Source organism: Petroclostridium xylanilyticum (genome assembly GCF_002252565.1).
GTDB lineage: Bacteria > Bacillota > Clostridia > SK-Y3 > SK-Y3 > Petroclostridium > Petroclostridium xylanilyticum.
On the sequence record NZ_NPML01000018.1, the window covers coordinates 219,521 to 235,134 of the forward strand.

The 15,614-nt window shown below is 38.0% G+C and carries 11 protein-coding genes; 1 reads left to right on the forward strand and 10 read right to left on the reverse strand.

Annotated elements, in window-relative coordinates:
- Positions 1-7: 7 nt before the first annotated feature.
- The 7 genes from CIB29_RS10935 to pflB all read right to left on the reverse strand — a co-directional run bounded on the left by CIB29_RS10935 (position 8) and on the right by pflB (position 11,621).
- Positions 8-1,117, reverse strand: a complete 1,110-nt coding sequence (locus CIB29_RS10935) for a metallophosphoesterase family protein (RefSeq protein WP_157910280.1) — start codon at positions 1,115-1,117, stop codon at positions 8-10.
- A 332-nt stretch (positions 1,118-1,449) separates the two neighbouring features.
- Positions 1,450-3,054: a zinc ribbon domain-containing protein gene (locus tag CIB29_RS10940; RefSeq protein WP_094549637.1), complete on the reverse strand. Its 1,605-nt coding sequence runs from the start codon at positions 3,052-3,054 to the stop codon at positions 1,450-1,452.
- Positions 3,055-3,114: 60 nt separating this feature from the next.
- Positions 3,115-5,721, reverse strand: coding sequence for a bifunctional acetaldehyde-CoA/alcohol dehydrogenase (adhE, locus tag CIB29_RS10945; protein ID WP_094549639.1), 2,607 nt, complete (start codon positions 5,719-5,721; stop codon positions 3,115-3,117).
- Positions 5,722-6,018: 297 nt separating this feature from the next.
- On the reverse strand, positions 6,019-7,191 hold the full coding sequence (locus CIB29_RS10950; protein ID WP_094549641.1) for a SpoIIE family protein phosphatase: 1,173 nt from the start codon (positions 7,189-7,191) through the stop codon (positions 6,019-6,021).
- A complete protein-coding gene (locus CIB29_RS10955) occupies positions 7,188-8,909 on the reverse strand; it encodes a [Fe-Fe] hydrogenase large subunit C-terminal domain-containing protein (RefSeq protein ID WP_094549643.1) in 1,722 nt (573 codons plus the stop codon). Before CIB29_RS10955 ends, CIB29_RS10950 begins: the two co-directional genes overlap by 4 nt.
- A 1-nt stretch (position 8,910) precedes the next feature.
- Positions 8,911-9,156 carry a (2Fe-2S) ferredoxin domain-containing protein gene (locus CIB29_RS10960; RefSeq protein ID WP_094549645.1) on the reverse strand — a complete coding sequence of 82 codons (246 nt, stop codon included), beginning with the start codon at positions 9,154-9,156 and terminating at the stop codon, positions 8,911-8,913.
- A gap of 245 nt (positions 9,157-9,401) precedes the next feature.
- Positions 9,402-11,621 carry a formate C-acetyltransferase gene (gene pflB, locus CIB29_RS10965; protein WP_094549646.1) on the reverse strand — a complete coding sequence of 740 codons (2,220 nt, stop codon included), beginning with the start codon at positions 11,619-11,621 and terminating at the stop codon, positions 9,402-9,404.
- A gap of 283 nt (positions 11,622-11,904) precedes the next feature.
- Here pflB and CIB29_RS10970 point away from each other — a divergent pair, with 283 nt between their 5' ends.
- On the forward strand, positions 11,905-13,179 hold the full coding sequence (locus tag CIB29_RS10970; RefSeq protein WP_094549648.1) for an MFS transporter: 1,275 nt from the start codon (positions 11,905-11,907) through the stop codon (positions 13,177-13,179).
- A 107-nt stretch (positions 13,180-13,286) separates the two neighbouring features.
- Here CIB29_RS10970 and CIB29_RS10975 read toward each other — a convergent pair whose 3' ends face one another.
- The 3 genes from CIB29_RS10975 to CIB29_RS10985 form a co-directional block, all read right to left on the reverse strand.
- Positions 13,287-14,267: a carbohydrate kinase family protein gene (locus CIB29_RS10975; RefSeq protein ID WP_094549650.1), complete on the reverse strand. Its 981-nt coding sequence runs from the start codon at positions 14,265-14,267 to the stop codon at positions 13,287-13,289.
- A 14-nt stretch (positions 14,268-14,281) separates the two neighbouring features.
- Positions 14,282-14,773, reverse strand: coding sequence for a nitroreductase family protein (locus CIB29_RS10980; protein WP_094549652.1), 492 nt, complete (start codon positions 14,771-14,773; stop codon positions 14,282-14,284).
- 139 nt (positions 14,774-14,912) lie between these two features.
- Positions 14,913-15,362, reverse strand: a complete 450-nt coding sequence (locus CIB29_RS10985; protein ID WP_094549654.1) for a hypothetical protein — start codon at positions 15,360-15,362, stop codon at positions 14,913-14,915.
- Between the last annotated feature and the right edge of the window lie 252 nt (positions 15,363-15,614).

A 15,614-nucleotide genomic window follows, 5' to 3' on the forward strand; every position in this document is an offset into this window, starting at 1 on the left:
TCACCTCTTAATTTAACGCGTCCAATCCCAAATATAATGCTTTATACAGCTTCTTTTTCATTTGCTCATCCTGAGTCTTATCAATTTCCTCCAGCATTTTTCTCGTAAATATTCCTTTGAGATTATATTGCTTGCATAGTTCTTCCAATTGATAGTCGGGACAAGTGTCATCTACTATCTTTAAATAAAAGCAGTGATGCACCAAGCGGGAGGTTATCAACTGAATATCCAAATCCATTTCCCTGTTTTTTCTCCCGGTCAAAATAATTTTGACAAAATCATCAGTTAAGCTGTATAACTGCTCTTTCATATTGCTTTCAAGCTCATCAATGGTCGCCATATTGGAAATGTCCATCTCTTTGGTTATATATTGCCTCTTATTCATTTTAATAAATTGAGTCGCAATGCCCTGTTTTGTTATCCTTCCAAGAATAATGCCATGATCTCCCGGTTCATCAAAACCCAGAGGTTCAGGACTGCCACAATAGACTGCTTTTACATCAGGATAATCTTTTCCCTGACCCATTTTGTGAATATGCCCAAGTGCAACATAGTCAAACCCCCAACGTTTGATATCAGTGCTTTTAACCGGGTGATAAGGACATTCCGATGAGATATTATCGAGTGTTCCATGGGTCACGAGTATATTGATTTTGGAATAATCCATATTTCTAAGTCCCGTCAGCATTGATTGGTACTGGTATTTGCCGGTGAAGCCTACTCCATAGATAGCTGCATTATATTCCGGTAATTCTATACTCTTCATCATATTTGTAAATATATGTACATTGGAGGGCCAGTCCAGGGTAACATAATAGGAGTTCGCTACATAGGGGTCATGGTTTCCCGGAGAAATAAATATTTTTACACCAGGAATTCTCTTAAATTGGTTTATAATAAATTCCGCAGTATTTCTGCTTATATATTCATGCTCAAAAAGATCTCCGCTGATAAATAGTACATGTACTTTGTGTTTTATGACTTCATCTATAATACGGGAAAAAGTATCTCCGATCTCCTGCCGTCTCTCTTTTGCTTTTATATTACTCAGCCCGGTTGCCGTAAACCGTGCATCCAGGTGTATATCTCCGCAATGAATGAAGGTGAGCTCCTTCATCTTTATTCCCCCAAACATATGTTTTTATCTATTTTATAATATATTTTGCTATATGTAAACTCTTGTCGCTCTACAACTTTTTCGCCAACATTCAAACATTCATATTTAAGCTAGCGCAATGAGTTAATTTATGTTAAAATAATTATGAGGAATAAATATAAAGGATATGGATATAAACAAACAAATCCCAGGCAGAATACTCTCCCTGGGATTTGTCGCAAGTTCGTCAGATAGCTGCACTTTCATGGATACCATGCTTACTCTGTAAGTTTCAACCCAATTTAAGGATATTTCCTGGCATCAGGTCATGGTGCGGCAGCAAAAACACCATATTAAATTATTTGTATTAACTCATTCAAATCTTCAGCTTCTTCAAGCTTTTTTATTAAGCTATACTTTTTCATAAATTCCTTGTTTCTTGCATTACTGCTTATATTGCCATAAAAGTCCTGTATGATTCTTTTTATTTCTGTTGAAAATTCGTCCATACAGTTATGCGGATCACTAGGATGAAATTCCAACCCTAGTATTTTATTTGTAAATTTTATGCCTTTCGATGTTTTTTCAACTTTTATCTTAAGTGTTCCCTTACTATGCCGATTTAATTTCCGGGCTAGATTCAAGCTCCCTAAAGATTCAATATCCAAGGTGGTACCGCAGGCTACGCATATAAACATATCTTTGGAAAATCTATTGCGTCTGGTATGCAGTCCACATTCAGGACATGTATAGTAAATACCTATTGGACTTACCTTAATAGGAGGCGGCAGGCCTTTGCCTCTCAATTTATATTCCAGTATTCTGGCCAATTGGTTATAGCTGTGGCAATTTAGTATCGGCATATATTGCTCTTTGTTTTCATCTATCCACTGCAGTTTATCTCCCTTATCAATTAAAGACTTCATTACCACTTGTGATCGTTCCTGATAGGCAATATCCACAATGGCATTAGCTATCTTATGAAGTTCCTGAATAGTTACCGGGTTATTCCTGCTTTCCGATACAGCTTTTGTCACTATAGCACCATCACTTATGATATTACTTCTGTTATCAACTATCGTATAGTGGACAGGACTTTTAAGTGCTCTTCCTATACCTAAGAAAGTATCGGTTTTTATTTTTTCAGCCTCACCGGTATCAACACTGATAGATAGGTAATAATCGCCCTTTTTCTTAATAAGTCTTGCTGTTTTAAGGATTTCAGGAGTGTCTAATGCCTTTTTGAGATATTGCTCTTGCCACTGACCAAAAGAAAGTGGAACTAATATAAATCTTTCCTTTCTCCCGCTGCTTTCCAATATATTGCTATCCTTATGAATGTACCTAAGTTCTATTTCGTTATTGCTATTTATTTCTTTTCGTTTTTCATCCTTAACATTCATAAGATAAAGTTTTGCATAATACCTGTTATTTTTTGCATCATATAGTAAACAATAATCCCTGTTAGCAGCATAGCGGCAAAAGAATAACGGTTTTAACACATTATTCTTTTTTACTATTTTTTTTATTTCCCGCTCACATTCGTCTAACGTTTTACTGCCATTCTCCAATCCATTAATTGCATCGTTATAGCTTTTCTCCAAATCCCGGTCGGATAAATATGCGATAGGATAGTTGGCATCCTGCCGGATTTCATTTAAACTCAAGTAGCTTGCCAGCGTCATGCCAAAGTCTATCTTTAAGGCATCTTTAAAGGGTTGAACGTGGAACTGGTTGAGCTCTTTACTGAGCTCTTTATCCACCCACTTGGCAATGTTAATTGCCCTATAATTTCCCTTGTTATCTTTATAGTCCCTTCGTATCTCTTCTATTTGTGCGTGGGCCTTATCAAGGAGATACTGATAGGCACGGGAATAGTTGAGCATGGCCTGATCTATAATTTGACGCTTACGTTTGCTGGGATTATGAAGTTTTAGAGTTATTGTTTTTATTGGCATAGAAATTCATCCTTAACCTAACAGGTAACTAAAAAATTGAGATTCAACAATACATTATTCTTATTTGCCGTAAGCTCGAATATAGATTTCTTCAAGTTCCTTTACCAACGGCATCCTTGGGTTTGCAGTGGTACACTGGTCTTCAAAGGCCTTGTCAGCTAGTTCTGGTACCTTCGCCATAAATAGCTTTTTGTCTACTTTACATTCAGCGATGGTTGATGGCACATTGATTTCTTTCATTAAGTCTTTTACAGCCTTGATTAAGCTCTTTACTCCTTCTTCTGTTGTTGATGCAGGTAAACCAAGCGCTTTTGCAATTTCTGCATACTTCTTGTCTGCGATGAAAGTTTCATATTTCGGGAAGGATACAAACTTGCTTGGTTTCTGTGCATTGTATTCTATTACATGGGGCAGGAGAATGGCATTGGCTCTTCCATGAGGAATATGGAATTCTCCTCCCAGCTTGTGTGCAAGACTGTGGTTGATTCCTAAAAATGCATTTGTGAACGCCATTCCTGCAATACAGGATGCATTGTGCATTTTTTCTCTTGCTACACGGTCATTTCCGTTTTTATATGCTTTTGGCAGATATTCAAATACCATTTGGATGGCTTTGATTGCCAAACCGTCGGTAAAATCAGAAGCCAGTACAGAAACATAAGCTTCAATTGCATGGGTTAATACGTCCATCCCGGTATCGGCAGTTACCGAAGGCGGTACGGTCATTACAAAATCAGGGTCTATAATGGCAACATCCGGGGTTAATTCGTAGTCTGCCAGAGGATACTTCACATTTTTTTCTTTGTCGGTTATAACTGCAAATGAAGTTACTTCCGAACCTGTCCCCGAAGTGGTAGGAATGGCAACCATTTTTGCCTTTTTACCCAGTTTTGGGAACTTAAACACTCTCTTTCTTATATCCATAAACTTTAATCTTAGAGAGTTAAAGTCGGTTTCAGGATGCTCATAGAACAACCACATTCCTTTTGCTGCATCCATTGCCGAACCCCCGCCTAGTGCAATAATTACATCCGGTTGGAACTTATTCATCAAGTCGCAGCCCTTCTTAACGGTGTCTACCGATGGGTCGGGCTCAACTTCGGAAAATATCTCACAATGCACATATTGTTGTCTTTTTCTGAGATAATATAATACTTTATCTACATATCCCAATTTCACCATATACGGGTCGGTAACAATGAATGCCCTGCTGATATCAGGCATTTTTTCCAGGTATTGAGTTGAACCGTATTCAAAATATATTTTTTCAGGAATCTTAAACCATTGCATATTGACCCTTCTCCTTGCCACTCTTTTCTTATTGATTAAGTTTACTGCCGATACATTGGAAGTAGTGGAGTTTCTTCCGAAAGAACCGCAACCCAGTGTTAGAGAAGGCATATTAGTATTGTAAATATCTCCTATTGCCCCATGGCTGGATGGAGAATTTATAATTAACCTTCCTGCCTTGATTCTCTTTGAAAATTCCTCTATTACTTTTTCATTTTCTGAATGAATTACGGCTGAATGACCTAATCCTCCAAATTCAACCATTTCTTCTGCTCTTTTAATTCCCTGTTGGGCATTTTCTACAATATAGTATGCAAGTATTGGACTTAGTTTTTCACGGGATAATGGGTATTGTGGTCCAACACCCTCCAGTTGCGCAATCAAAATCTTGGTATCCTGAGGTACATCTACACCTGCCATTTTTGCAATGGTATAAGCCGATTGTCCTACTACTGCCGCATTCATTGCGCATTTCTTTTCATCAATTGCAAGTTTTTCTACTTTTGCTATTTCATCCTTGTTTAGGAAATAGCATTTGTTTTCTTTCATAAAAGCTTCAAATTCTTGTGCTATCTCTTTATCTACTATTACCGCCTGCTCGGAAGCACATATCATTCCGTTGTCAAAAGTCTTTGAAATGATAAGGTCTGTAGCCGCTCTTTTAACATTAGCAGTCTTTTCTATATAGCAAGGCACATTACCCGGCCCAACCCCAAGTGCCGGCTTTCCGCTGCTGTATGCGGCTTGAACCATTCCGGAACCACCGGTTGCAAGAATTAATGCTACCCCTGGGTGATTCATTAATAATTGTGTTGCCTCCAGTGAAGGCTCTTCTATCCAAAGAATACAATCCTCCGGTGCTCCTGCTTTTACAGCAGCATCTCTTACAATTCGGGCCGCTTCAGCACTGCACCTCTGTGCAGAAGGATGGAATGCAAAGATGATAGGGTTTCTGGTCTTCATTGAAATAATGCACTTAAACATTGTTGTAGATGTTGGATTGGTCACCGGTGTTACTCCGGCAATTACCCCTACCGGCTCAGCAACTTCCACATAGTCTTCAAGTTCATTTTCACTGATGATTCCAACAGTCTTGTCATATTTTATGCTATGGTAAATGTATTCTGTGGCAAAGATGTTTTTAGTAATTTTATCTTCATATACACCTCTACCTGTCTCTTCAACAGCCATTTTGGCCAAGCGCATATGTTGGTCTAAACCTGCCATGGCCATGGCTTTGACAATATTATCAACTTGTTCCTGGTCTAACTCCATAAATTTATTTAACGCTGTCTGCGCTCTTGATACCAGGTTATCTATAGTTTGTTTTACAGTTTCTTCTTTTGTTGTTTCATTGATTAATACTTTTTCTGTCATTATAAAAACCTCCTTTTGAAAATTGTATTTATGTCAAATAGCATAATGGCTATTTATTTTTAGTTATTGTTAATTATTTAACAATTATATTATAAAACATTGTTAATTATTTGTCAATATATATTGTTAAAAAAATAACATTTTGATATTATATATAATGTACTAAGCATCTTGTATGACTTGGTCAGGACTTCGACATGGGACCAGTTCCTCAATGCTATATTTGCCTTGGATGGGTAACATCATATATTTCATGACTCCAAGCTATTTTCATATTACGCTTATTATTTAATATTGTCAGTAATACTCTACGTTTACTTCCTTCCCCAGTCCCCGCAGGCATTCGGCCATTTCGTCAACCAGCTTGAGTTTTATACTTAAGTTTAGTGGAAGCCCAGGGTTTTGGTGAGCGGGATTCATGGCCCTTCCAACAAAAAAGTTAACTTTTGTAGCTTGCTCTAGTAAGAGCTTGGCCAGTTGTGATGCTCCATCCTTTTGGTTCAATTTGAGAATATCCTGCATGGTACTCTCAGAGGAACAGTATTTTTTCAGGTAATCCAACGTTTTCCCCAGGGTTAAAACACCCTCCGTTGTTAGGTCTATTCCTTCTATCTCTGCTGCAGGAGGTATGGAAGGGTTGAAATAATTAAAATTAGTTATAATCTCTTTTCCCAACTCCCTGCTTACAATTTGTGAAGTGGTACCGCCACATACAACCTTCTTTCCTTCTTGGGCAATGAATCTATCTACAACATAGCGGTCCTGCTGCCGGTCTACCGGAGGTCCTACCATTACACTGACTGTCATCGGATTTCTTACTTTTACAGCAACTACGGTTGCATCATCCCCCGGCTTTTGCATGTATAAATTATCGCAAACCGATAATAGAAGTTTTGCAAGATTTTTAGCTGTAGTATCCGGTTTGTATACCCTCTGGATATATTCCTTTACATTTTCCCACTGCCAACCCAGGTTTAACGTTCCACCTATCCCGGCATGAATTACGCCATCGCTTATCATAACAAACAGGTCTTCGGGGACAACCCTGAACCTGCTCTCTTTTATTATTTTACCCTTGATTGTTCTGATCTGCCTTTGTATATCAGCAAAGTTCCCTTTTTTGAGGAGAAGCACAGAAGGATTATCAAATTCTACAAGATATGCATCCCCCGAATTAAAAATCTGTAATATTGAAAATGTTGAATAGGCTATTCCTCTTTCCCTACATTCCGGAAGTGTACTTGCGATTGTCTCCACTGCTTCTTCAATACTTGCACCATGTACCAGCATGGTCCCTATGATTTTACTTGTCAATGTAGCCAGTATATTGGCTTTAACACCACTTCCCAATCCATCTGCAAGTACAGCAATTACAGAATCTCTATTCCTAATAATTTCCACTTTATCGCCGCACAATTCTTCATTGTACTTATTTAAGCTTTCAAAGCTTGCTTCAATAAATAAACTCATTGCTCTTCACCAATATCTGATAGGATTGATTTTTTAAGTTTTGTCAGTGCTATTTTTGTCTCTGCCGTTGTCTCCCCCAGCAAACTAGCAATTTCCTGTGCCACCCGCATTTGTTTTTCTATAACTTTCTGAGCTATGTCTATTGTCTCGGAGCGGACCTTGTACATTTGCTGCTGCTGCTTCTCTTCTTTTGATATATCAGTCATTATTGCTATAATCAATTGCTGTTCTTTGATATACAGTATAGACTGTACGACGGTGATATCATATCTTTCATAATAATATTTCTTATTCAGAATATTTTGAGTTGTTTCTTTTACACGTTCAAAATCAGGACAATCAAGTACATCATATATATGCTTTCCCTGTACATCTGTCTTATCTAACCTAAATAACTGCTGTGCAGACTGGTTGAATTCTTGTATATATAAATTATCATTTAAGGCAATAATTGCATTTGGTGTTGCTTGAATGATGATATTGGAAATAGATTCGGCCCTTTCTCTCATATAGGGTAAGCACATGTGCAGCTCAGCCTTACCGTTATATACAGCTATTGCTTTTTCCTTGCAAGTAGGATAACCGCAGGCCCCGCAATTTAACTCTTTATCCTTGTTAAATTTCCCTATTTTGCTTAATATTTCCCTTATTGTTTCTTCGTCAGGTATTTTATAATCTTTGGATTTGTCTACAAATCTCTTTCCCAGCTTAACATCTACATCTTCAGCTACTGCAAAATTTATATCCCGCATGTTCTTTTTAACATATTCGGTTAACCTGTCTTTTGCGTCCAGGAAACCGCTTTTGGCTGATTTGATGCACGGTCCTCCCAGGCATCCCCCCGGACAGGCATTCATTTCAATAAAGTAGTTAGAGATTTGCCCTTCTTTTATGGAGTCCAATATGTTTATACACCGGTCAACGCCATCTACACTGACACATTTATATATTTTTCTTTCATCCTTCCCCAGTGTCCGGATGATTCCTCCGGTTGCTGGATAGAGTCTTGCCATCGGGTTTCTTGCACCTTTTGGTTCTTCACCTTCATCAACGCTAAAATCGACTCCTTCACTTTCCATCCATTTTTCCAGTTCTTCGAATGTAATAATTGCATTGACTATTCCATCATTCTGTAGATCATTACATTCTTCTTTTTTAGAAATGCAGGGCCCGATAAATACAATCTTTATTCTTGAACCGTATACTTCACGCATCATTTTGGCGTGGGCAATCATAGGTGATACTACAGGAGCCATTTGATCGATGAGCTCAGGATAATATTTTTCAATTAGGGCTACCGTTGTCGGACAGGCAGTAGTAATTATATTTTTCATCTTTTCTTCCCTTATAAGCTTTTCATATTCTTTAGATACCTGGGCTGCTCCTATAGCAGTTTCCTCCACATGTGTAAATCCCAGCCTTTTTAGAGCTGAAAATATCTTTCTACTGTCTGAAACTTGAAAAGCTGAAACAAAGGAAGGCGCAAGGCTTACATAAACCTTTTCCTTTTTCTCTATATATTTTTTAACTTTTTCAACATCACTTCTTACACTTTTTGCATTTTGCGGACAGGCCAACAGACATTGTCCGCATAATATGCATTCTTCTTCTATGATTTGTGCCTGCTCATTTTTAAAGGCTATCGCTTTAACGGGGCAGCTGCGAATGCATTTATAGCAATTTTTGCAATTCGCTTCTTTAAATTGAATAATACCCACGTTATAACCTCCCCATTATACATTCCTTAAATTTTTGCTCAACATTTGATACGGTGATATCTTCGATAAATTCATCTCCTACTTTTACCGAAACACCCTTGGTACAGCGTCCAAGACAAAAAGATGCCTTTAATTCCACTTTTCCTTCTAATCTATTTTTTTTGATTAGATCCTGGAAAGTTTTGATGATATGATAAGACCCTTTAAGATGACACGAACTCCCTACGCATATATAAACCTGTAACACTCAAGACACCCCCGGTATCAAATTATATCGCTGAAGGAATCATTATTGTTAAATCATTAACAATTAATATTATAAATGTTTGTTAATTTATTGTCAATTATATGATAACTCTTTTAGATACGGTTTTTTATATCAATTATTTTGTCAGATATGGTTTTTCATTAAGTTTATAGTTCACAGAGTATAAACTATTAGGGCAGACACATAGGTCTGCCCTACAATTCCTGTGAATAGTGAACTGCTATTTAAAATTTTTCGTGGAAAGTTCTATTTATTACATCCATTTGCTGTTCTCTGGTTAATCTTATAAAGTTAACCGCATATCCTGATACCCTTACAGTCAATTGCGGATATTTTTCAGGGTGCTCCATCGCATCCAGCAATATTTCCTTGTTAAGCACATTTACATTGATATGGTGTCCATCCTGGCTAAAATAACCGTCCAACAGTGCTGTAAGGTTATTGTATTTTTCTTCATCCAGTTTTCCAAGTGCACCCGGTATAATGGAGAAAGTATAAGAAATACCGTCTTCACTATAGTCATAAGGCAATTTCGCCACAGAAGCCATTGAGGCTATGCAACCCTTGGTGTCCCTCTTATGCATTGGGTTAGCTCCCGGCGCAAATGGCTCACCGTACTTCCTACCATCTGGCGTATTTCCGGTTTTCTTTCCATATACAACGTTGGAAGTAATGGTTAATATGGATAGGGTAGGCTTACTATCTCTATAGGTTTTATGCTTGCTGAGCTTAGACATAAAGTTCTTCACCAATTCAACCGCAATGTTATCTACTGCAGGATCGTTGTTACCAAACTTCGGATAGTCTCCTTCCACTTCATAATCTACTGCCAATCCGGTTTCATTTCTTATTGCTTTTACTTTTGCATATTTAATCGCTGACAGAGAGTCAACTACTACTGATAAGCCTGCTATTCCACATGCTGAGGTTCGCAGAATTTCTTCATCATGAAGAGCCATTTCCAGCCTTTCATAGCAGTATTTATCATGCATATAGTGGATAATATTAAGTGTATTAATATATAGATTAGAAAGCCATTCTAAAATATCATCAAATCGCTGCACTACTTCATTATAATCCAGGTATTCGGATGTAACGGGTGCAAAAGCCGGGCCTACCTGTTCTCCTGTTATTTCATCTTTTCCGCCGTTAATTGCGTACAGCAAAGCTTTCGCAAGGTTCGCCCTTGCACCAAAGAACTGCATCTGTTTACCAATTTTCATTGCTGAAACACAGCAGGCAATTCCATAGTCATCGCCAAATTTTTCCCGCATTAAATCATCATTCTCATATTGGATGGAAGAAGTCTGGACAGACATCTTTGCGCAATACTTCTTAAAGTTTGCCGGCAATCTGGTTGACCACAGCACAGTCATATTTGGTTCCGGTGCAGGACCCAAATTGGTAAGGGTGTGCATAAATCTATAGGTCATCTTTGTAACCATATGCCTTCCATCTATTCCTATACCTCCAAGGGCTTCAGTTACCCAGGTGGGATCCCCTGAGAATAACGCTTCATATTCAGGAGTTCTTAGAAATCTAACCATTCTAAGTTTCATTACAAAGTGATCAACCATTTCCTGAATTTGCTCTTCGGTATATCTTCCTTCCTCTAAATCTTTTTGCGCATATATATCCAGGAAAGTAGAAACTCTCCCCAGGCTCATTGCTGCACCATTTTGTTCTTTAACAGCTGCAAGATATGCAAAGTACAACCATTGAATGGCTTCTTTTGTGTCCTGCGCCGGTCTGCTTATGTCATAACCATAGCTTGCCGCCATTTCTTTCAGCTCTTCCAATGCTTTTATCTGCTCGCTTAATTCTTCTCTTTGCCTTATTACCGGAGAATCCATGGTAGCAAATACATAGTTCTTCTTGGCCTGTTTCTTTTTCTCTATTAAGAAATCCACGCCATAAAGAGGGACTCTTCTATAATCACCAATAATTCTACCCCTGCCATAAGCATCGGGTAACCCGGTAATGATTCCTGTATGTCTTGCTTTTTTCATTTCATCCGTATAGGCGTCAAATACACCATCGTTATGCGTTTTTCTATATTTGAATACATGCTCCACATCAGGGTCCATCTGGCGGCCATAAGCCTTTAGAGAATTTCTAACCATTCTGATACCACCAAAAGGCATGATCGCCCTTTTCAAAGGAGCATCAGTCTGCAATCCTACGATTTGCTCCAGTTCCTCATCTATATATCCAGGTTTATGAGAAGTGATGGTGGATATAGTTTTTGTATCTATGTCCAAAACTCCACCCTTTTGCCTTTCTGTTTTCATAAGTTCCTGTACTTTTTCCCACAGCTTCAAAGTTGCCGCGGTTGGCTTTGCCAAAAAGCTTTCATCCCCATCATAAGGTGTATAATTCTTCTGTATGAAATCCCTCACGTTTACTTCATTCGTCCACGTTCCAGGTTTAAAGTTTGTGTTCATATATATTCCCCCATTTTTGATTTTCTATTATATTTATTCCACCCATTTTTAGTGATTAAACATTTTTAATACATTATACAGTATATTGTATACAATATACTTTTGTCAATAGGCTGATATAACCAAAAGTTTAAAAAGTTAAGCACTATTATAACTCCAAACTGTATAAGTTTAATTCCAAGGTTTTATGCACCAGTTATAAATTTTATCTTTAACTATTTAATATTTCCAACATTTGCATTATAATTAATAAAGGAGAAATACATTAACGAATGAGGTAATTATGATGAGTTTTCAATACTATGTAAAGCAAAACCTGTTAAAGCCAGTCCACATGTTTAAATCTTTGAAAGGAAATGCAAGAGGAGCTGCCATTTATGAACCTTTATGGGCTATCCCTTTTCAAATGTTTAACTTTTATGCATCTTTATATATGCTTGCATTAGGGCTGAGCGAAAAGCAAGTAGGGCTAGTAAGTTCCATCTATATCATCTCCCAAATTATTTGGTCATTTTTAGGTGGAGCTATTACCGACAAATTGGGAAGAAAAAGAACTACACTGATTTTTGATCTCATCGCCTGGCCTTTTGTTGCACTTATATGGACTTTTGCTTCTAATTTCTGGCTATTTGCCATTGCTGCGCTTCTTAACGGCCTAGGCAAAGTTGTATTTATTTCATGGAGCTGCCTTCTGGTAGAAGACTCCCCCCCTGAACAGAGAGTAAATATTTTTACGGTTATCAATATTATCGTGCTGTGTTCCGGTGTTTTTTCACCGGTTGCCGGCTTAATCGTAAATAGGTTTGGTATAATTAACGGAACGCGAATATTGTATATCTTTGCTGCCGTTTCTATGACAATAATGATTTTGGGCCGGAATTCATTACTTACAGAGACTTCTATTGGCAGGATTATGCAAAAGGAAAGCAAGGGTTTTTCCTTTCAGCAGCTTATCTATGATTTTATGTATACGGTAAGGTTTGTTAAGGGGCATTCTTCAACCCTCATTATTCTTGTTATTCAATCACTGGTGAATTTTCACCTTCTGCTTAAGCCTGTATTTTATTCAGTATATCTTACTAACAATCTGCTTCTGGATAAATCGTTTATATCAATTGTCCCTGCTCTGTCATCTATCAGTATGCTTGTTATATTTTTATTTGTCATTCCCATGGTTAAGGGCAACCGCGAAGCATTTTACTTGTGCATAGGCTTGCTGGTATGGACTGCAGGGGCCATTGCATTAGTGCTTGCCCCCGCTGCAAATATGGCAATTATCCTATCATCTGTTATAATTGATGGAATGGGGCTGGCGCTTACCCGTCCATTTCTGGATACACTCTGGGCTAATGTGGCAGGTGAAAAGGAAAGGGCTAAAGTCCTATCCTTCGGTAATACATTTATGTCTTTGATTTCCGCCCCCGCTGGGGTTGTGGCAGCTTTACTTTATGATTTCAAACCGTCTGCACCATTTATTTTTTCTGTTATTCTTTTAGGAATCTGCCTGCTGCTTGCTGTGTTTTCCCTTAAGAAAACAATAGGTAGACAATTGCATTAAAAAACTGCATTAAGTATTGAAACTTAATGCAGTTACTTTATAATTGAGTTGCAAAAAACATTTTAAAATATATGTATTTCTTTTAATTATTTTATTTATCTTACTTTTTATTTGCCATATCTCAGCTTCGGCACCTGTTTTCTGCACATATTAACTTCCTCTAAAGTAGGCATCGCAGGAATGGCTCCTTTTTTGGTTGCCGTTAAAGAACCTATGGCATTGGAAAAATCGATAATATCTTCAAATTCATCCTTGGGAAGCTGGCAAATATCTTCCAGTCTCTTCTCACTCAATCTATATAGTACCCCTCCCAGAAAGGAATCTCCAGCTCCTGTAGTGTCTACGACTTTTGTATCATAGGTATCCAATCTTCCGGTTCCGCCTTTATACCTGTAGAAGCATCCTCTTGGGCCAAGTGTAACGAGAACTACTTTTACACCCATATCATAAAGCATTGCAGCCCCTTTGTCCATATCCTTTATACCGGTTATAAGTTCCAGCTCTTCTTCCGAGATTTTTAATATATCAGCATACTTTAAACCCACCTTCATGTTTTCTACTGCATCGCCGGCACTTTTCCACAGAGGCGGCCTAAAGTTTGGATCATAGGAGATAATTAGCCCATTCGCTTTTGCAAATTCTACTGCAGCCAGCGTCGCACTTCTTGAAGGTTCATCGGTCATTGAAATGGAACCGAAGTGAAATATTTTTGAGTTTTTAATAACATCATAGTCTATATCATCTTTGGTCAGCATCATATCTGCACCGGGTTTCCTATAAAAACTGAATGAACGGTCACCTTTTTCATCGAGATGGACAAAAGCAAGGGTAGTGTTGATTTCTTTGGAAAACTTCATTCCGGTTACATTTATACCGTTTTTTTTCAACACTTCTTTAAGGAAAATCCCAAACTGGTCTTCTCCCACCATCCCTAAAAATGCTGTGGATTTTCCCAGCTTTGATACGGCTGCCAGGACATTCGCCGGAGCCCCTCCGGGGTTCTTTTCAAACAACTCATTTCCTGCATTAGAGATACCTGCAGGAGTAAAATCAATGAGTAATTCTCCTAAAGCTACAACATCAAACATTACATTTCCTCCTTTTAAAATTGTTCCCAATGCAGCACTGCCGACAGGTCCTTTTTTGCTGCATTGCTTTCCTGTTCGGCATACCCTATTGCTATCAAAGAAATGAGCTTGCAACTTTCCGGTGCATTCAGATATTGCTCTATTTCTGCTGCATAGGGCTTTTTATGGCCTGCTATCCAACAGGAACCCAAGCCGTGTGCTTTGGCAGCAAGCAAAATATTCTGGGTTGCAGCAGATCCATCCTCCAATATGTATTTTGTATCTTCACAAAGTACTGCTACACATACCGGCGCCTGCGCAATAAATTTCCCGTTATCTGTGATGTCTGCGATGTGTTTTTTTCTTTCTTCATCGGTAATTACTACAAAATGCCATGGTTGAATATTTCTCGCCGTTGCTGCCAGACGTCCGCAGTCAATAATATCTTCAATAATCTCTTTGGGCACCGGCTTTGATAAATATTTTCGAACGCTTCGCCTTTCTTTTAAAACTTTTAATGCGTCCACGTCAATACCTCCTCTATTGTCACTTCGTAACCTATTATACCACATGTTAGTCCATTATACTAAACAAATATGAGAAAACTGCGAACTATAAACCACCAACATCAACTCAATCTTTATCTGTATCTTTATCTTACATTAACTACGGTTGAATTGTAATTGCCTTATCCGAAACAACCTGTTCTCTATAAGTGTTTACCATTATTTTTCCGTTCACAACACGTTTGCTTTGATCATTCACGATATATTCACCTTCGAAGAAGGTATCATCGGCTGTGGTATCGCCAAGGGTGCCATCATTCCTTAGTAAAATTTCTCCCGGTTGGTTTGCAATCCTTGCAAATATCTCGGACATACCTATTTTAGGAGATAACTGTGGATCAAAATTTTCAACCTCAACCTTAATATGCACCTTGTCTCCTTTTTTCAGCGGGTGCTCCGCATCATGGGTTACCGATTTAATTTTTATTTCGCCCGGCTGCATCCCTGGCGGAACTTTGCTTGCAGCTTTTTTAGCAGCCCCGCTGCATGCCGATAAAACTATAAACAATGTACAAGACATGGCCAATACTTTTACAAACCGGTTTAACATTTTCAACAACCCCTTATGTAAGTGTTATTTAATACTATATTTAGACTATTCTACAACAAAAAAGTTCCATTAAAAAGATAAAGATACAGATATAGATTATTATTGTACTATATGGTTCACAGTTAACAGTTCTCAGTTCACAGTAGTAAACGATTTAATAGCTTTTACTGTGAACTTATTGACTTTATCTGCCATGTAAAATCATTATCAGTAAATATATAACAACTGCAACACAACCTTCAACATCATTCT

Bases quoted from the DNA above. Each gene is read 5' to 3' on its own strand.
- CIB29_RS10935 (WP_157910280.1), bottom strand. From the start codon at position 1,117: ATGAAGGAGCTCACCTTCATTCATTGCGGAGATATACACCTGGATGCA.
- CIB29_RS10940 (WP_094549637.1), bottom strand. From the start codon at position 3,054: ATGCCAATAAAAACAATAACTCTAAAACTTCATAATCCCAGCAAACGT.
- adhE (WP_094549639.1), bottom strand. From the start codon at position 5,721: ATGACAGAAAAAGTATTAATCAATGAAACAACAAAAGAAGAAACTGTA.
- CIB29_RS10950 (WP_094549641.1), bottom strand. From the start codon at position 7,191: ATGAGTTTATTTATTGAAGCAAGCTTTGAAAGCTTAAATAAGTACAAT.
- pflB (WP_094549646.1), bottom strand. From the start codon at position 11,621: ATGAACACAAACTTTAAACCTGGAACGTGGACGAATGAAGTAAACGTG.
- CIB29_RS10970 (WP_094549648.1), top strand. From the start codon at position 11,905: ATGATGAGTTTTCAATACTATGTAAAGCAAAACCTGTTAAAGCCAGTC.
- CIB29_RS10975 (WP_094549650.1), bottom strand. From the start codon at position 14,267: ATGTTTGATGTTGTAGCTTTAGGAGAATTACTCATTGATTTTACTCCT.
- CIB29_RS10985 (WP_094549654.1), bottom strand. From the start codon at position 15,362: ATGTTAAACCGGTTTGTAAAAGTATTGGCCATGTCTTGTACATTGTTT.